This window comes from Methanothermococcus jasoni (genome assembly GCF_049075655.1).
GTDB lineage: Archaea > AGJL01 > Methanococci > Methanococcales > Methanococcaceae > Methanofervidicoccus.
Genome location: NZ_CP157522.1, coordinates 67,812 through 87,012, shown reverse-complemented (window position 1 = coordinate 87,012; position 19,201 = coordinate 67,812). Strand labels below are relative to the sequence as shown.

The window sequence follows — 19,201 nt, the reverse complement described above, 5'->3', positions numbered from 1 at the left end:
ATTATCCTAGTTTAACTCGATATATAAAAAATTAAAAGGGAGATTATGACATTTGTTCCAAAAACACATCCAAGATACAAATCATTATTAAATCGTGAAAAGGTAGTGGAGGCATTAGATAAAGGAATACTTGCAAAAGCTGGGCTTACTGCACACGGTAGAGGAGAAGCATTTGATTACCTTATTGGTGAGGAAACCACAGATATAGCATTAAAATCAATAAAAGCCTCTGCGGCAATGCTCGTATTAGCAGAAAATCCTGTAATTTCAATCAATGGAAATACGATAGCCCTTGCAAAAGAGGAAATTGTCCAACTTGCAGAAGAATTAAACGGCAAAATAGAGGTAAATCTATTTTACAGGACAAAAGAAAGAGAAGAAAATATAAAAAAAGCTTTTGAAGAAGATTCAAATATAAAAGAAAAAATAGAAGATAATAAAATAAAACTACTTGGAATAGACGATGCAGATAAGCAAATACCAAATTTGGACAGTTTAAGAGGCAAGGTTTCAGAAGAAGGGATATATTCCTCAGATGTTGTGCTTGTTCCTTTGGAAGATGGAGATAGAACAGAAGCTCTCGTAAATATGGGTAAGAAAGTAATTTCTATTGATTTAAACCCACTTTCAAGAACTGCGAGGAAATCAACTATTACAATAGTGGATGAATTGACAAGATGTATCCCATTATTAACAAAATATATTAAAGAATATAAAAAAATAGATAAACAGGAGCTCCGAAAAATTATAGATGAATATGATAATAAAGAAAATTTAAAAGAGATGTTAAGTTATATTTCCAACAGATTAAAAAATATGGAGTTAGAATAATTTTTATTTTTTATTATTATTTATTTTATTACATTTCTCCCATCATTTCGGAGAATGCATTTTTATATCCTTTTTTCATCTCTTCCACATCCATATTTACAATTTCTTTGTTGTTGTTAATTATTTTTAACGAACTTCCGCCGATTTTTCCTATTACATATCCATTTTCCCCAAGAGCTCCCATAACTTTATCTTTATTTTCCTCACTTACAGCAAGTATTATTCTTCCAGATGTCTCTGAGAATAACAATATATCGTCCCTTAAATTGTTTTTATTGTAGTTGGTTAAGTGGAGCTCTGCACCAATGTTGTTGCTTATGCACATTTTTGAGATGGCAACAGCAAGACCTCCTCTTGAACAGTCGGAAGCTTCGTTTACCAGTCCTTCATTTACCAATTCAACTACTGTGCTGTATATTGTTTTTTCCTTCTCTAAATCTGCTCTTGGAACCATTCCTTTTTCTGTGTTGTGTATGTATTTGTAGTATTCGCTTCCTCCCATTTCATCCTTTGTTTCATTTGTAATTATTAATACATCCCCTTCTTTTACCTTATTATATACGGAAGGAACCTTTTCAACATCTTCAATCTTTCCAACTATGCAGATTGTTGGGGTTGGGTTTATTGGGTAGTCCTTTCCATCAATTATGGTTTCGTTGTATAAACTTACATTTCCTCCAACTACTGGAATATTGAAGAACTCTGCACAGTCAGCAAGTCCTTCAACACATTTTTTTATCTGATACATTCTTTCAGGTCTTTCAGGATTTCCAAAATTCAAATTGTCAAGCATTCCAATAGGTTTTGCCCCAACAGTAGCTAAATTTCTAACTGATTCACATACTAAATTAACACTTCCAATGTATGGGTTTAATTTACAGTATGTTGGATTACAATCAGTTGTTAAGGCAAGTCCTTTTGGATAACCTTCAATAAGTCGCAATACTGCACCATCCTTTCCAGGTTTTACAACTGTTCTTACCTGAACCTCGTGGTCGTATCTTTCGTAAATCCATTCCTTTGAGTTGATATTTGGACTCTTCAACAATTTTAATAAAACATCATTTAAATCCTCTGGCTGAGGTATTTCATCCTTATTATCGGGAGTTTCCAATATGCATTCTTTTTCTTCCCTATCTACAAGTGTAGCTTCACAGAGCAATTCCAAAGGCAAATCTACAACTATTTCCCCGTTCATTTTTGCCACTAACTTTTTTGTATCGGTGGTTTTTCCTATCACTGATGCAGGGAGCTCATACTTTTCAAATATTTTTATAACTTCATCTTCGCTTCCCTCTTCAACAGCTAAAAGCATTCTCTCCTGTGATTCTGAAACCATTATTTCATAAGGAGTCATGCCCTCTTCTCTCAGTATGACATTTTCAAGATGGAGCTCGGCACCAACACCACCACTATAACACATTTCAGAGCATGATGAGGTAATTCCCGCAGCTCCGAGGTCTTTCATTGCCTTAACCTTTCCAGTTTTGCATGCCTCCAATGTGGCATCTATTAAACATTTTTCTGTGAAGGCATCCCCAATCTGAACACTTGGTCTGTCCTCCTCACTTTCGCTTGTAAGGTCTTTTGATGCAAATGAAGCTCCGCCTATTCCATCCCTTCCAGTGCTTCCAACAAGTATAATGGATAAATTAGGCTCTTTTGCCTTTCCTGTGATTATGTCCTTTTCCTTTACAAGTCCAATACATACCACATTTACAAGATTGTTGTAGTCGTAGGATTTATCGAATTCACACTCTCCTCCAACAGTTGGAACACCGATTCTATTTCCATAGTCTCCAATACCTTCAACAACTCCTTCAACAAGCCATCTTACTTTGTCCTGCTCCTCTCCGTTTATATCCCCAAACCTCAAAGCATCCATTAATGCTATCGGTTTAGCATTCATGGAAATTATATCCCTTACAATTCCTCCAACTCCTGTTGCCGCACCGTTGTATGGGTCTATGTATGATGGGTGGTTGTGGCTCTCCATTGCCATGGCAACGCATAAATCATTTTCTTCATCTATTTTTATCAATGCTGCGTCATCTCCTGGACCTACGACGATATTTTGATTTTCTTTTATAGTCTTTCCAAATAATCTTAAAACATTTTTTGTGCTTCTGTATGAACAATGTTCGCTCCAAAGGTTTTCAAACATTCCAATTTCCACATCGTTTGGCTTTCTTCCAAGTTTTTCCTCTATATATTTTAAATCGTTTAAATCCATGCTTTTCCTCCTTAATTTAATAAAATAAAATGCTAAAATAAATAGAATAAAATAGAATAATAAATATCTAACATAAAACCTAATATTTATAATTTATCAAACTTAATTATTTTAATTATTTTTTATTTAAATCGGAGCTCCGACAAATACATTATCCTTCGTTCTTAAAATTTTAACTTTAACAGATTTTCCCATGAGTTTTTCATAGTTTTGATGGACATTTATTATCTGGATAACTCTATCTTTTGCAACTCCAATTACCTCTCCATTTACCCTTCCATCTAAAACAACCTTTGCCCTTATAATTTCGTTTAATTTAAATGGACTTGGAAGTTTTTTCCTTCTATGGTTTCCAAATGCCTTTGATAACGGTGTATCCAATTGAACATCAATGCCGTTCTTTTTATATTCATTTTCATAATATTTCAATAAATCATAGAATTTTTTAAATTTCCATACCTTCATTTTTTTGATTTTCCTGCCAAACTGATATGTGAGGCATAGCTGAGCTCCTACTATTGGATTTTTCTTATTGGTGATAGGATTTATTATATTCTGAGGATTTTTCATTTCCAACTGAACGGCGTAGTCTATTACTTTTTTAAATTCTTCATCATTGACATTTGGCAAAAGTAGCGGTGCTATTAAGAGATGGATTTTTGAATTTTTTATATACTCCGCAATGTCCAATACATGATTAATATTATAATCCCTACTACCTGATAAAATTCTGCTCATTTTTTCATCTATGGCATTTATAGATAGGTTCATTCTGTGTAGCCCTGCTTCTTCCAATTCATCGATTAGCTTATATGTTAAGTTCATACCATTTGACTGCATGGATACAATGCCCTTTCCTTTCTTGTTAATTTCATTCAATTTTTGAACTAAATCAGGTAGTGGATAATATAAAGATGGCTCTCCCTGACCATCCAAATGAGCCTCTATGTGTTTGTTTCCTTTAAATTCAACTATTTTTTTATATTCATCTATTAAATAATCTAAATCAACATAATAATCATTTTTTCGTGTTTTTGAATACCTTCCCTCATCAACTGAACAGAATGGACAGTTTATATTGCATCCACTTAATCCTCGCACTTGAATTATATTTGTCCCTCTATCTATAAGTCCAAAGGCAGTATGTCCGATTAAAGGGATTGGCGGGTGTATGTAGTATGTTTTTCTCTTAGTAGTTTTATTTATCAAATTCTGGGATATATTTATAGATATTAGATTTAGAATACCAGATTTAATAGATTCAAGCCTATTTCTATTTATTTTTTTAAGGCTATCATCAACTAAAAAAAGTATGCCATCCTTCAATTGAACATCATAATCCAAAGTAATCGATGTTTCGTAATTTTTGTTTATTTCAATAATCAACTGATTTTTGTTTTCATTCTTAATCAATTCCACATTTGTAATCATTTTAAATTCATTGAAATCTATGGAATTATTATTAATATTATTACCATTAGTATCGGAGCTCATACATTCACCAAATTATTAGTGTTATTATTTTCATTATTTTATTTATTACTTTTTTTCTTATTTTTGTGCTTTTTACCTTTTTTAGTATTCGATTGTTTATTCATTCTATTTTTAACCATTTTTCGTTCCAAAGGGCTTCCGCATATTTCACATGCTTCATCAAAGTAATCTATATTATACATCTTTTTACAGCCCCTACATACAAGTTTCCATATAAATCTCTCTTTAATTCCTTCGGATACTATACATTTTACCTTAACACTTAATCGCTCTGCCACATTTTGAAGTCCATAATCATCGGTATATAATATACCCTTTAAATCTACTGCAAGAGCTAGTATATCCATATCGTTTTTAGATAGTGTGTCCCCAGTTTTTATGGACATTTCTTTAACCTTTGCAACGGTTTCAGGCTGAGGCTCTCTCACCTTCAACTTTCCATATTCAATGGCGAGCTCGACAACATCTTTTTTTGTTTTAACCTCTTCTATAATGCCATAAGTAGTATAATGTTCCCCCTCTTCAACTGCGGGATTGTAGCCATGAATAAATGAAGACGCATCAAGTATTTTTACCATAATATCACCTTAAAATAGAAATTACCCTATATATTATTGTAAAAAATTAAGAATTTTATATAATATTTTATAAAAAAATAATATTATATGATAAACAGTAAAATAAAAAATAGTATGTAATTATGGTATATTTTAGCAGTTATTCTACTTCAATATTTTTGGTTTTTTCTTCCCCAGATTCTTCTTTTTCAATTTCTTTACTTATTTCCTCAATCTTTTCCTTCAACTCTTTCTCTTCAATTTCTTCTTCTTTTATTTCCTCTTTAATATCCCTAAAACTTATCCCCAATTCCCCATTCAATTCAAGGGAGCCTATTTTAAACTTTGATATTTTAAGATTTTTATTCAAATCCACCCTTATTATCAATTCTTTATTGCTTAACGCGTCTATTAATTGTCCAATATTATTTTCTTTCATAATACCACCAAAAGAACATATATTATTTTTAATATTTATAGCTTTTTAAAATATCAAAACAAAAAGAGAAGTATAATTTAAATATTTTTTATGAGCTCCCTTATGGATTCCTCAACATTTTTTGCCTTCACAACACCGGAAGCTAATAATACTCCACTTGCTCCCAATTCAAGTGCTGATACAACATCCTCTCCTTTTGAAATTCCTGCACCACAGAGTATTGCTATATTTTTATTAATATTTTTAACTTCCCTCACCGTCCCCTCAACAACTTCTGGATTAGCTTTTGATACTGGAATGCCTGAGCCTATTAATTCTGGCGGTTCTATTGCTATCATATCTGGATTCATTACGGCCACTGCCTTGGAAACCCCAATGTTATTTGTGCATACAATTGTTTCAAGATTGTGGTTCTTTGCCATCTCTATGGATTTTTCCAAATCTGCCAAAACCATTCTTTTTTCAGAATGATTTAATAAACTACCTTTTAATCCACAATCCTTTAAGGTTTCTACAAGAACATTTCCTGTATGACTTCCAGGAGATACTGCATCAAAGTGCTGAGCATAAACAGGAATATCTACATTTTCACTTATCATTCTTAAATCCAAGAACTGCGGACATACTCCGATTGGTATCCCACTTTCTTCTGAAATCTTTTCAGCAGCTTTTGCTATTTCTAACCCCTTTTTTCCCACACTCTCTGTGTAGGTTTTGTAGTTTATTATGATAATCGGCTTAATAATACCACCACCAAAAATTATAATTAAATCTATCAAATAATAAATTTATTTAACTACAATTTAATTATTACTATTTAACCATATATATCTCGCTATATCATCATCAAGTTTTAGTTATTCCTTTAATTTTTAATTACTTTCAAAGCTTCATCAATATCAGCATTTTCATGAACAACCATTGATATTGCCTTTGTTATTCCTGAAACATCTTTATGTTGGAACACATTTCTTCCTGTTGCAACTCCTGCTGCACCTGCTTCTATGGCGTCTTTAACCATTTGTAAGAACTCCTTATCAGTATTTGTTTTAGGTCCTCCTGCAATTACGATTGGTGCTGGACATCCCTTTACGACTTCCCTAAATGAGTCTATGTCTCCTGTGTAACTTGTTTTTATAATGTCTGCCCCGAGCTCGGCACCGAGTCTTGCCGCATGTGCTACAACTTCTGGGTCTCTCTCATCAGGTATTTTTTTACCTCTTGGGTACATCATAGCTATTAAAGGCATTCCCCAGTATTCACAAACTTCTGCTATTTTACCTAAGTCTTTGTACATTTCACAGTCAGTATCTGCTCCAACATTCACATGGATTGAAACCGCATCAGCCCCCATTCTTATAGCTTCTTCAACTGTTGTGACTACGACCTTTTCGTTTGGGTCTGGCGATAATGAAGTTCCAGCTGAAAGGTGAATTATTAAACCTATGTCCTTTCCGTATCCCCTATGCCCATGTCTAACAATACCTTTATGAACCAATACTGCATTTGCCCCGCCATCCGCTACTGAATTAATGGCTTTTTTCATATCTTTTAAGCCATCCAAGGGTCCTGATGATACTCCATGGTCCATAGGAATAATAACTGTTTTTTCTGATTTTTTGTTGAATACTCTCTCCAATCTGATAACTTTACCAACATTTTTGATATTTTCAAATACTTTCATAAACTCACCATATTCTATTATTGATTAGATTATATATCCATATTTCATAATATGATTAATTTTATAATATATAAATATTTATAACATTTTATTAATTTATTTATTCAATCCTGTAAATATCAACAGGAACTTCCAAATATTTCTTCTTATGGAATTCATATATTTTTGGTATTCTAAAATTTGCCTGAAAAATATTTGTAATTGTTCTTTCTTTTTCTTTTATGTAATTTATTACAAACTCCCTTGTTGGCGTATTGTGTATTGTATATATTACATCCCCTATCTCCAAAGCTTTATCTAAAAATACTCTATCGGCATATTTTTTTTGGGAGCCAAATGGTGGATTTTGAATGACTATGTTTTTTATTTCTTCATCTGGTTTGTATTTATTTATAAAATTCTCATTAATATTTTTAACATCCTCCTGTAAAAATACAATGTTATTAATACAATCATTTATATCCAAATTAAGTTTGTTAACTATATCGATATGAGCCATTCCCTTTACATTCTCCTTTGCAAATTCTATTGTTTCCTTGTCAATGTCAATTCCTAAGACCTTTTTTGCTCCAAGCAATTTTGCTCCAATTGCTAACTTTCCAGTTCCACATCCTAAATCTATTACAAAATTGTTTAAAATATCCTCTTTTGCAAAAAATAGTATTTCACTGGCAAGCTTCCCTTCTATTGTATATTGTTCTAAATGGGATTTTGGGCTTGGATGAGGTTTTAAATTATCAAGTATTATTTCTAAATGCCTTTTTTTCATGGTTTCACTAATTTTCGTTCCCCTTTTTAGATTTTAATTTATTTATAAACTCATAAAGTTTTTCAATAGTTTCTTCTGAAATTGCATGCTCTATTCTGCATGCCTCCTCCGATGATTTATCTGCATCCATGCCAAGACAATCTCTGAGAAATGTTTCAATAATCCTATGTTTTCTTATGGTTTTTTTAGCAACCTCTTCTCCTTTTTTACTTAATAGGATACCAACATAGGGTTCGTAAATTACATACCCTTCTGAGTGTAATTTTTTAGCCATGCTAGTTATTGCAGATGGATTAACATTCAATATTTTTGCGAGCTCAGTGGTTTTTACAGGTCTTTTATGTTTTTGAATAAATAAATAAATTCTTTCTAGATAATCCTCAATATTTGAAGAAATCACGGTTTCACCAAATTTAGCTATAAATATTAATTTTAAATCGAATAAACTATATATTATTTTTAATCATTACAATATTTATTTATGTATATTATCTTTTAATCAAAAGGATATAATCTACAATATATTAACTTACAATAAAATATTTTACCTAACTAAATATACTTAAATATACTTAAATATCTTAAACTAAAACTAACATATTTGAATATATTATAATTACATAATTACTAAATAACATGGAAGCAGACCTTAAAGAAAGAAAAAATATAATATATAAAAAGTAATGCTAAGGTATATTATCTAAAAAATACATAAGTGGCACGATAAAAACACAATTAATATTAACGAGATTATCAAAAATAAAATTTCCAAATAGAATGTTTAAGGTCAGCTACCAACGGATAAATCCGTTGGCTTGCCCTTCCAACTCCCTTAATAATTAGGGCGGAGGACATTAGGCTGGCTGACAGGCAACCCTATATTATTCTTAATAATAAACCCTTTTAACCGTATCCACTCTATCGAGCTTCGTGCCTTAGGGCTTAACTATTATTATACCATCTATGTTATATAAATTTTTTGGCATTCCTCCCATCTCGTAAGAGATTTTACAAAACATTGTTTTGTATAACGATTGAAATCGTGGGCTTCCTGCCTAATGATTCGTGAAGTAAAGATAAATAAAATTTTATAGTATATGATGAATCCTTCGAATGTAATAGTAAATGGTGAAAAAATGACGGAACCAAAGGATATTATTTTGAAAGAAAGTGAGGAAATTAAAGGACTGGATGTTGAAGGTCCATGGCTGGAAGATGATATAAATTTAGCCAATATTATAAATGATTACTATGAAAAAATAGGATTTCAAGCAACACACCTTGGAAAAGCTGTTAAGATATGGAAAAAAATAGAAGAAATTAAAAAGAGCGGAGATGATGAAATAACTGTATTTATGGGATATACCTCTAACATAGTATCTTCCGGATTAAGGGAAATTATAGCATACCTTGCAAAGCATAAAAAAATGGATGTGATAGTGACAACTGCGGGGGGCGTAGAGGAGGACTTTATAAAATGTCTAAAACCATTTATAATTGGAGATTGGGACTTAAAAGGTGCTTATTTAAGGGAAAAGGGAATTAATCGAATTGGAAATATTCTCGTCCCAAATGATAGGTATGTGGAATTTGAAAAATACATGATGGAATTTTTCAAGAGGTTGGATGAAAAACAAAAAGAAGAACATAAAATAATATCTGCAAGGGAATTCTGTTATGAATTAGGTAAATTTATGGATGAAAAACTTGAAGATGATGCAAAAGAAAAGTCTATACTTTATTGGGCATATAAAAACGAAATTCCTATATTCTGTCCTGCTATAACCGATGGTTCAATTGGGGACATGCTTTATTTTTATAAGGTTGAAAATAAATCCAATTTAAAAATAGATGTTGCAGAAGATATTGTTAAACTTAATAATATGGCAGTATATGCTAAAAAAACTGCATGTATTGTATTGGGGGGCTCTCTTCCAAAGCATAGCATAATAAATGCAAATTTATTCAGAGAAGGAACGGATTATGCCATATACATTACCACCGCTGTTCCTTGGGATGGTTCCCTTAGCGGAGCTCCGCCAGAAGAGGGAGTGTCATGGGGGAAAATTCAGGCAAAGGCAGATTATGTTGAAGTCTGGGCAGACGCCACACTTGTATTTCCAATGATTGTTTATGGGGTATTTAAATAAATATATTTTATTTTTTTATCCTTTTTTTATTTTAGTTTTTACTGTTATTTTTACTTTTTATTACTGTTTTTGTGTTTTATTATGGCTTTTAAATCATCATGAGTATTTACATTTACAAAAGTCTTTTTTGTGTGGTCTATTTCATCCACCGGAACATATAACGGGTTTAATTCATCTATAAAACTTCTTATTGGGATAGTTCTACCATCTTTAATTACCTGTTTAACGAGCTCCTCCAAAATATTTATTGATGATTTTTTATATATTGAGAATAGAGGTTCTATATATCCATTTTCATGTTTTGGTATAATGCAATCATATTTTTCAGAATCTGCAATAGGTATGTAATTTAATAATTTATCTATTGAAATTTTGTTTATAAGTGGCATATCACAGGGTAGCACCATTACCCATTCTGTATTTAGTATCCTCATACCAGATAATATTCCAATAATTGGTCCCTTATCGTTTAAAATGTCCCATGTTATTGTTTGACGGTATTTTTCAAACATATAATGTTGTTTCTGTATATTTTCAGAATCGAGATTATTCAAATGTTTAAATACTATCGTAAAAGGGATATTCATTTCAATAAGCACATTTGCAATATTTTCTATCAAATAATTGTTGTTGTTTAGTTTTCTGAAAGGTTTTTCACCTCCCATTCTTGTCGCATTTCCGCCCGATAGTATAATTGCCGAAATCATAACCATAATATCACAATTAATCTTATGTAATTATAATGATTTATTAATTTAAGTTTTTAATGAACAATAGGGAATTATAAAACCATATTATCGTTTAACCTATGCTTTGGTTCAGTTGAACAAAATTATATATATTAGTTATTTATATGGTTATTTGCTTAATTTAAAAGAGTTCATTAAAAACGGAAATTATGCCAAAATAAAAGTAAAAAATATAGAAGGTGTGATTAATGGAAGAAGGAAAACTTGTGAAGATAACATACAACGGATATGTAAATGGAAAATTATTTGATACCACAGATGAAGAGATGGCTAAAAAAGAAGGGATATACAACCCAATGATGGTGTATGGTCCAGTTACTGTTTCAGTAGGTTCAGGAATGTTAGTTCCAGGTTTGGATGAGGCATTGTTGGAAATGGAAGTTGGAGAAGAGAGAGAGTTAGAGCTCACACCGGAAAAAGCATTTGGTAAAAGAGACCCTTCAAAAGTTAAAATTGTTTCAATTAAAGAGTTTAAAAAACATAAAGTAAATCCAGTTGTTGGGATGCCTATAACTATCGATGGAAATGCTGGAAAAGTTGCAAGCGTAAATGGTGGAAGAGTTTTAGTTGATTTCAACCATGAATTAGCTGGAAAACCTGTAAAATATGTTTTAAAAGTTGAAGAAGCTGTTGAAGAACCAGAAGAAATTGTTAAAGAATTAATCAAATTATACATGCCAAGACTAAACACAGATGATTTAAAAATAAAATTAACAAAAAATACTGCTACAATAAACCTCCCAGAAAGTGCTGTATTTATGAATAACCTTCAAATGGTTAAAATGGCAGTTGCTAATGAAATTATAAAAAGACTCGATGTTGAAAAGGTATCATTCGTAGATACTTTTTTAAAGAAAAAAGAAGGGAAAAAGGAAGAATAAATATATATATAACCAATGAAATTGAAATGCCTATTATGATTTAAAATTCGCTTTTTTATTTTTTATATTTAATTTACATTTTTATATTTGATTAATTAAGTATAAATATGTTAAAGGATAATAATTAATCCACTATTTTTTATGTTAAGTCGGTATGTCAAAGTGATATTATGAAAGACCCATTTGGTAGAGAAATAAGGTCTCTGAGAATTTCGATAACACCAGAATGTAATTTAAAGTGTTTTTACTGTCATAAGGAGGGACATGATGGTAAAAATATTAGTTTAATGAGTCCTGAGGAAATTGGAAAAATTGTAAAAACCTCTCTAAATTTCGGCGTAAAGAAGATAAAAATCTCGGGGGGGGAACCTCTTTTAAGAACTGATTTGCCTCAAATAATTGAAAATATGGCAGATAGTAGATTAAAGGATATTTCATTAACCACCAACGGCATTTTTTTAGAAGAATATGCTAAAAAGCTTAAAGATGCGGGGCTTAATAGAGTAAATGTTAGCATAGATACACTCAATCCAGAGAAGTATAAAAAAATAACCTATTGTGGAGACATTGAGAAGGTAAAAAATGGTGTAAAAGAAGCGATAGATGTGGGCTTAACTCCTTTAAAGATAAATTATTTAGCAATGAAAAACACCATTGATGATTTAGATGATATAATGAACTATTGTAGGGAGCTCGGTGCTATTTTGCAGGTAATAGAGTTTATTCCATTAAATGAAAGTTTGAAAAAATACTATGTAGATATAGCACCAATAGAAAATAAAATAGCAGAACAGTCGGATAAAGTAATTACTCGACAGTTCATGCAGAACAGAAAAAAATATTATGTAGATGGTTTGGAAGTGGAATTTGTTAGACCTATGGATAATACAGAATTTTGTAGTCATTGCACAAGAATTAGATTAACTTATGACGGATTTTTGAAACCCTGCCTACTTAGGGATGATAATTTAATTGATGTTTTAACCCCTTTAAGAAATGGGGAAGATATTGAAAAATGTTTTGTTGAATGTATAAATAGGCGAGAGCCGTATTTTAAGGAATGATTTTATTATTTTGAATATTGGGGGAAATTTAAAATCAAAGGTGTTTTTATTATTTTTAAACTATTTTTAAATTCAAAAATTATTTATATTTGTAATACTATATACATACCTGGTGGTATTATGGAATTAGATGCTTTTACCATTACAATGATTGTTGTAATGGCAATTTTAGGTTTTTTATCAATTGGATTTTATGTGTGGTTCTTTAAATTTGGCGGTAAGGAATTAGCAGAACGAAGTTAATCAATGCGATTATATAAGTAAAATATAGGAGCTCCGAAAGACCACAATGTAATTAATATAATAAACAATCCAAATACAATTACTTTTAAACCCATAAATATATATTGCGGTTCAAATGCTATTTTTAAAATCACACCAGCCAATAATGTTAATTCCACGGTAAATATTATTTTGAAAATTTCAAAAATCATATTTAATAGAAGTTCTTTTTTATTTGACATATTTAAACCCCGTAATTTATCAATCAAAAAATAAAGGTTTATTATTCGCTAAATTGAATATAACTCCGTATTATTTATTATTTTTTACTTTATCTAATTCAATATATAATTTAATTTAAATTCGAATAATGAGATATATAATATAGGAGCTCCCAAAATAACAACTCTAAAAATAATAAAAAAATTAAATTAGTTTATGTTTTCAATTATATTAATTTCTTCATCTGTTAAGTTGTATAATTTATAAACCATTTTGTCGATTTCTTTATCTGTTTTTTCTATTTCTGATAGAATTTCGTTTAATTCATTTTTGTAGTCGTTGAAATAGTCTTCCCATTCATCTTGTTCTTTTAGGGAGAGTTTTATTTTCTGCTTTTTTAATTCTTTTATAAGTTCGTTAAAGTCTAATGTATGGAAGTTTTCTAATTTTTTGGAAATTTTATTTACTCCAATTCCTTTTAACCTATTTAAAAATTTATTTTTCTTGTTTATGAATTTTTTATTTAATTCAATCATTTTATCAGCTTTTTCTATGAATGGGATTTGTTCGTTTTCGGGGATTTTTGGGATAGGTAGGTCATTCAATTTATATATTTTAATTTCACCATCTATGCCACCACCTGAATAGAATTTATAAAATATATTATATATTGCACTACAATTTAACAGCAATAGTAAATATTTCAAATTTTCATTTCCTGTAAGAATGTAAGTTGTAGCTTCTGCATAACATCCATTTTCATCATATGAAAATTGGGGTTTTTTAACTATCCTAGAAAAGATTATTTTTTCTTTCTCAAATTCCTCTAAATAAGCACAATTTCTTAAATTCCACCAATTATCCCCTTTATCTCTTCTTTTTTTAAGTTTTTCCTCAAATTGTTTTAACCATTCATAAATTACAGGATAATCTTTGGGAACATCCACAGGTGGAATATTTTTATTTTTTAATCCATTGTGCGTATTTATAAGCCATAAATCCGCAAATTCATAACCATACCTTTTTATATCCCTTCCCCTTAAAATCGGCTTTATTATCTCTTTGTTCTTTGGGTCTTTTTTAATTAATTCATCCTTAGTTTTTCCATCAATAATAAAGGCATCGTTAAAGCCTGTTTTAATTCCAAAATTTATTTTTATATCCCAATCCTTTAAAGGAATTCCAATTTTTTCAATCTTCTTTTTAAGATTTAAAATATTCTTATCTATAAGAATAAATCCGTCCTTACTTAGCGAGCTCTGACACATTGTAAATCCTTTATTTTTTATATGTTCCTCAAACTCTTCATTATTTTTAAAATCATTAAATAAAACTGCTTTAAATTTGTTGTTTCTAATAATTCCCTTATCATCTTCTTTTTTAAATATTAGTATATTTGTATCAACACTGGCATCTTCAAAGATTTTTGCACCGCCTAAATCTACAATCTCTCTTATTAATACATTTTCCTTTAAAAACTCCCTTAAATTTTCCCCATATTTCGCCCTCATCCATTTATTACTTGTAATGTATCCTAAATATCCCCCATCTTTTAAAATATTATATCCCAATTCATAGAAATAAACAAATAAATCAGCTGTTCCCGAGTATGTTTTATAATTTCCTTCCAATTCTGGTTTTATTTCGGTAATTCTTTCCTGTCTAACATAGGGGGGATTACCAATTACAACATCAAAGCCCCCATTTTCAAATATTTCTTTAAATTCACCATGCCAATCAAAAAATAAACTATTGCCACATTTTATATTGTCATCAAGTGATGTCAGTTTTTCCCCTTTCCTAACAGAATTAAGCCATAAAGATAGTTTTGTAATTTCTACGGACTCCCTATTTATATCAACTCCATAAAGGTTATTTTTTAAAATATCCGCTTTTAATGTGAATAATTCCTCTGTTCCCCCCTGCAATTCCCTAATTGCCTTATTTACTTTATCCCCTTCTTCAACCAAATAATTTAATGCTTGAATTAAAAACGCACCAGAACCACAAGCGGGGTCTATTACCTTAATGTTCTTTAAAATCTCCTTATATTTTTTCCACGCCATTAACGATTTGTATGATTTGGAATTCTTTTTATATTCAAATTTCTTTCCTTTTTTAATTTTATCTTTCCCCATCTGTTCAGGAGATATACTTTCAAATAATTCAATCCCTATTTCCCTTTTTCTATCTTCAAGCCATCCACCAATGGATTTTTCAACAATATACCTTGTTATAAATTCAGGAGTATAAAAAATACCGTCCTTTTTCCTCTTCCCCTGTTTTTCATCATAAGGTTCTCCATTGATTGATGCCTTTATTTCCTCAATATCAGATATGGACTGCTCAAATATATGCCCTAAAATATTAACATTTAAATCCCCATCAAAATCATATTCCGATAATTGCACGAGCTCCATAATAATTTCATCAGGTATATTTAAATTGTCCAATACCTCATCCTTTTTAAACAAACCGCCGTTATAGGCATATATTCCAAAGTCGGGGCATCCTTCGTTAATATATTCAAATAATTGCTTAAACGCATCCCATTGAGTAATTTTTATAAATCCGCTCGATTTTGCCTCCTTACTTACTCTATAAACCGTATTTGGTGGCAGAATTCCCTTATCCTCTGCAAAATAAACAAATAAAAACCTATCAATAAGTTTCTGTGTCTTTTCAAATAAGGTGAGCTCATCAATATTTGGATTTTCTTTTTTAAGCGTCTCAAATAAATTTATCCTAATATTCTTAATTTCATTGTAAAACTTTTTAGTAATTTCTTTTTCACGAATTACAGTTTCAGAACAAAGTTTTTCAGTTTCTGACTCTCCGTTTTTATTTATTAAATTGTTAAAGTTCAATATATAATAAAATTCTTTAAATTTCTCATCATCCCTAAGTTTTGATATATCAAAAAGATGATACTCTTCCATTCTCGTATTTGTGTAATTATAGAGTCGTATCTCTTTAAAATTTGAAACTATGACCCATTTACAGTTTTTCCCCGATTTAGTGGCATAATCAAACGCCTGTTCTACTGGTGTTCTGTTGTCTTTTCGCGAGCTCTGTTTTAAATCTAAGTTGGTTTTACCATCTTTCAATTCAATTACTGCATGAATATCTTTTTTATCATTGCTAAAAAATCCCAATGCACCGTCTGCCTTTTTACTATCAACCCGTGTTTTTTGCTCCACTTCTAAATTCCATTCTTTATTTCCAATTACTGATTTATAACCCAATACTTTTGAAAATATATCCTCTAAAAATTTACCCTTTAATGATTCCTCTTTTATTTTTTCTATTCCTTTATCCTCTATTTCAGTTATCCAACTATCTATTATTTTTCGTTTTTCCTCTAAATCTGGTATTTCATTTAAATCAAAATTGCTTAACCTCTCCTTTAACACATTTTTATTAATTAATATATGCTCTATTTCCATAATCTCCCCTCAATGCTTCTAATTTATTAATAGTCATAGCATCTATTTAAAATATATCCAACACCCTGACCAAAACTAATACCTCCATCACCGTTCGGAGCTCGCCTATGATACAAAAATTTAAATCCATTACTTTCCACATTTTGCCTTATTCTCTCAGATATGATTTTATTATAGGAAACTCCACCAGTTAAGCCGATATAGTTAATGCCTTCGTGTTCTGCGTTTTTTATAGCAATTTCTGAAAGTCCATCAGCAAGGGCTAAATGAATATAATAGGCAATAAATTCCTTTTCAAATCCGCCCAATAGCATTTTATAACAGTTATAAACCAAATCAGTTGTATTCAATATATTATTTTTTATTTTTATATCGTTTTTAACCATTTCCACGCATTTTTTATAATCTTTTGGATATTTTTTTACAAAGTTCTCAGCCACACTTTCCAACCTAATGGCGTATTCTCCATCGTAGGTTCTCTCGTAGCACACCGAAAGCATCGCCGAGACAGAATCAAGTATTCTTCCGCATGATGTGGTATTAACAACATTAATTTTTTTATCCAATTGAAACAGCATAAGCTTTAAATCCTTATCACTGAAAAAGTCGTATCCTTTGATAAACTCAATTAATTCATCACGACTTAATTTTTTATACAATATGGATAAAAGCATCCTAAGTGGATATTTTGTAGCTAAATCTCCGCCTGCCTGATATTGCTCTTCTAAATGTCCTATTCTTTCCATTTTATTTTTATTTTTATCGTATTTTAAAACCTCACCACCCCAAATATTTCCATCCTCACCATATCCAAGTCCATCAATGGCAATGAAAATGCCATCTTCAAATACATCATTATCCCCCATCAATGAATAGGCATGTGCCTTATGATGTTGGATTTTGTAGAGCTCCGCCCCAAACCTCTCAGCCAATTCATAAGCAAGTTTTGTAGAATTGTAGTTTGGATGCAAATCACAGACCACCGCATCTATTTTATTTGTATTTGTAATTTTCATCAAATTCTTTATTGCATCGTTGAGATAATTAAATGTCTCGTATTTGGATGTTTTTCCAATATATTGAGTCAAATAAAACTTATTGCCCTTAACTAAACATGCCGTTGAGTTGAGCTCGGGACCTACGCATAATATATTTTTGTCGTTGTTTTTAATGGCTGGATTATTATTTACAATAATGGGCTCTGGTGCATATCCTCTTGACCGCCTTAAAAATATCATTCTATTGTTTATTTTCTTCAATACGCTGTCATCGCATCTATTTACTATCTCACGGTTATGAAGCAAAAAATAATCGGCAATATCTTTTAAATTATTTAGTATATCGTCGTTTTTTATAGCCATTGGAAGACCTGGAAGGTTTGCAGATGTCATAATGTATGCAATTTTATCAGTTTCCAATAAAAGATGATGTAATGCAGAATACTGAAACATAACCCCAATGGAATTTAAATTTGATACATATTTTGAAAAATATTTATCATAATCTTCATTTTTTTCAAGGACTACAATAGGTCGTTTTGGCGATTTTAAAAGATTTAACTCGTCATCATCAAAATTGGCAAATAGATTTAAATTTTCTGGTTTTGTCATCACAGCAAAGGGCTGAGTTGGACGGTTTAGGCGGTTTCTTAAATTTAAAACCACATTATCGTCATCACAACAGCATGCCAAATGAGTTCCACCAACTCCCTTTATTGCAAGTATGTATCCATCTTTTAGAAGTTTTACAGCATTTTGGACAGCATCATCTTTTTTATATAGAATATTCCCATTTTTGTCTGTTAAAAATACCTCTGGACCGCATTTTGGACAGCATGTCGCCTGAGCATGGAATCTCCTATCCATAGGATTTTTGTATTCATTTAAACAATCCTCGCATAATGGGAACTCATCCATGGATGTATTTTCCCTATCGTATGGGAGCTCCTTTACTATTGTGAATCTTGCACCGCAGTTAGTGCATGCAGTAAATGGATATCTGTATCTTCTGTCGTTTTTATCCATTATCTCCTTTAAACAATCCTCACATATTGCCACATCTGGTGGAATTGTTCCTTCTTCCTTATTACCTTTATTTTCCTGACTTTTTTCTATAATGAAATCCTCATAATTAGATTTGTAATTGGATTCATTCAATTCATCAAAAACATTTATTTCATTAATCTGTGCTAATGGTGGTTTTTTAGTCATTAAATCATCTAAAAAAGAGTTTATATCGTCTTTATTTCCCATTACAACTATTTCAACATAATTTCCCATGTTTTTTACATATCCCTTTAAATTATTATTTTTAGCAATTCTATAAACAAAAGGTCTAAATCCCACGCCTTGGACTATACCTTTTACAATTATCTTTTTTATCATACTACCACTTTAAAAGAGAAATTAAATAAATTTTCATAAAAAAAGAATAAACAAAAAATAATTAATATTTATTATA

The 19,201-nt window shown here is 30.6% G+C and carries 17 protein-coding genes; 5 read left to right on the top strand and 12 right to left on the bottom strand.

Annotated elements, in window-relative coordinates:
* Positions 1-45: 45 nt before the first annotated feature.
* Positions 46-831 carry a 4-phosphopantoate--beta-alanine ligase gene (locus Mjas_RS00420; protein WP_421077833.1) on the top strand — a complete coding sequence of 262 codons (786 nt, stop codon included), beginning with the start codon at positions 46-48 and terminating at the stop codon, positions 829-831.
* A 28-nt stretch (positions 832-859) separates the two neighbouring features.
* On the opposite strand, the gene purL is transcribed toward Mjas_RS00420, so the two are convergent.
* The 8 genes from purL to Mjas_RS00380 all read right to left on the bottom strand — a co-directional run bounded on the left by purL (position 860) and on the right by Mjas_RS00380 (position 8,407).
* Positions 860-3,064, bottom strand: a complete 2,205-nt coding sequence (gene purL / locus Mjas_RS00415; RefSeq protein WP_421077832.1) for a phosphoribosylformylglycinamidine synthase subunit PurL — start codon at positions 3,062-3,064, stop codon at positions 860-862.
* A 126-nt stretch (positions 3,065-3,190) separates the two neighbouring features.
* The gene (locus Mjas_RS00410) at positions 3,191-4,558 is read right to left on the bottom strand and encodes a radical SAM protein (RefSeq protein WP_421077831.1); all 1,368 of its coding nucleotides are present in this window, start codon (positions 4,556-4,558) and stop codon (positions 3,191-3,193) included.
* A gap of 38 nt (positions 4,559-4,596) precedes the next feature.
* The gene (locus Mjas_RS00405) at positions 4,597-5,136 is read right to left on the bottom strand and encodes a type II toxin-antitoxin system VapC family toxin (RefSeq protein ID WP_421077830.1); all 540 of its coding nucleotides are present in this window, start codon (positions 5,134-5,136) and stop codon (positions 4,597-4,599) included.
* Positions 5,137-5,275: 139 nt separating this feature from the next.
* Complete coding sequence (locus Mjas_RS00400; RefSeq protein WP_421077829.1) at positions 5,276-5,554, bottom strand: hypothetical protein; 279 nt, start codon at positions 5,552-5,554, stop codon at positions 5,276-5,278.
* A gap of 77 nt (positions 5,555-5,631) precedes the next feature.
* A complete protein-coding gene (gene tpiA / locus Mjas_RS00395; RefSeq protein WP_421078620.1) occupies positions 5,632-6,297 on the bottom strand; it encodes a triose-phosphate isomerase in 666 nt (221 codons plus the stop codon).
* 122 nt (positions 6,298-6,419) lie between these two features.
* On the bottom strand, positions 6,420-7,238 hold the full coding sequence (locus Mjas_RS00390; RefSeq protein ID WP_421077828.1) for a 2-amino-3,7-dideoxy-D-threo-hept-6-ulosonate synthase: 819 nt from the start codon (positions 7,236-7,238) through the stop codon (positions 6,420-6,422).
* A 100-nt stretch (positions 7,239-7,338) separates the two neighbouring features.
* The gene (locus tag Mjas_RS00385; RefSeq protein WP_421077827.1) at positions 7,339-8,007 is read right to left on the bottom strand and encodes an METTL5 family protein; all 669 of its coding nucleotides are present in this window, start codon (positions 8,005-8,007) and stop codon (positions 7,339-7,341) included.
* A gap of 7 nt (positions 8,008-8,014) precedes the next feature.
* Complete coding sequence (locus tag Mjas_RS00380) at positions 8,015-8,407, bottom strand: metal-dependent transcriptional regulator (protein ID WP_421077826.1); 393 nt, start codon at positions 8,405-8,407, stop codon at positions 8,015-8,017.
* 736 nt (positions 8,408-9,143) lie between these two features.
* Between Mjas_RS00380 and Mjas_RS00375 the strand changes: the two genes are divergently transcribed.
* A complete protein-coding gene (locus Mjas_RS00375; RefSeq protein ID WP_421077825.1) occupies positions 9,144-10,157 on the top strand; it encodes a deoxyhypusine synthase in 1,014 nt (337 codons plus the stop codon).
* A gap of 50 nt (positions 10,158-10,207) precedes the next feature.
* Here the strand turns inward: Mjas_RS00375 and Mjas_RS00370 are convergent, their stop codons facing one another.
* Positions 10,208-10,864 (bottom strand): molybdenum cofactor guanylyltransferase, encoded by a 657-nt coding sequence (locus Mjas_RS00370; RefSeq protein ID WP_421078619.1) that lies wholly within the window; start codon positions 10,862-10,864, stop codon positions 10,208-10,210.
* A gap of 230 nt (positions 10,865-11,094) precedes the next feature.
* Here Mjas_RS00370 and Mjas_RS00365 point away from each other — a divergent pair, with 230 nt between their 5' ends.
* The 3 genes from Mjas_RS00365 to Mjas_RS00355 all read left to right on the top strand — a co-directional run bounded on the left by Mjas_RS00365 (position 11,095) and on the right by Mjas_RS00355 (position 13,094).
* The gene (locus Mjas_RS00365; RefSeq protein ID WP_421077824.1) at positions 11,095-11,787 is read left to right on the top strand and encodes a peptidylprolyl isomerase; all 693 of its coding nucleotides are present in this window, start codon (positions 11,095-11,097) and stop codon (positions 11,785-11,787) included.
* A gap of 170 nt (positions 11,788-11,957) precedes the next feature.
* Entirely contained in the window at positions 11,958-12,851 is an 894-nt protein-coding gene (gene moaA, locus Mjas_RS00360) for a GTP 3',8-cyclase MoaA (protein WP_421077823.1), read from the top strand.
* Between the two features lie 120 nt (positions 12,852-12,971).
* The gene (locus Mjas_RS00355) at positions 12,972-13,094 is read left to right on the top strand and encodes a hypothetical protein (RefSeq protein ID WP_421077822.1); all 123 of its coding nucleotides are present in this window, start codon (positions 12,972-12,974) and stop codon (positions 13,092-13,094) included.
* Here the strand turns inward: Mjas_RS00355 and Mjas_RS00350 are convergent.
* The 3 genes from Mjas_RS00350 to hypF all read right to left on the bottom strand — a co-directional run bounded on the left by Mjas_RS00350 (position 13,091) and on the right by hypF (position 19,125).
* Complete coding sequence (locus Mjas_RS00350; RefSeq protein ID WP_421077821.1) at positions 13,091-13,315, bottom strand: hypothetical protein; 225 nt, start codon at positions 13,313-13,315, stop codon at positions 13,091-13,093. The genes Mjas_RS00355 and Mjas_RS00350 overlap by 4 nt on opposite strands.
* A gap of 189 nt (positions 13,316-13,504) precedes the next feature.
* Entirely contained in the window at positions 13,505-16,741 is a 3,237-nt protein-coding gene (locus Mjas_RS00345; RefSeq protein WP_421077820.1) for an Eco57I restriction-modification methylase domain-containing protein, read from the bottom strand.
* Positions 16,742-16,767: 26 nt separating this feature from the next.
* Entirely contained in the window at positions 16,768-19,125 is a 2,358-nt protein-coding gene (gene hypF / locus Mjas_RS00340) for a carbamoyltransferase HypF (RefSeq protein WP_421077819.1), read from the bottom strand.
* Positions 19,126-19,201 lie beyond the last annotated feature (76 nt).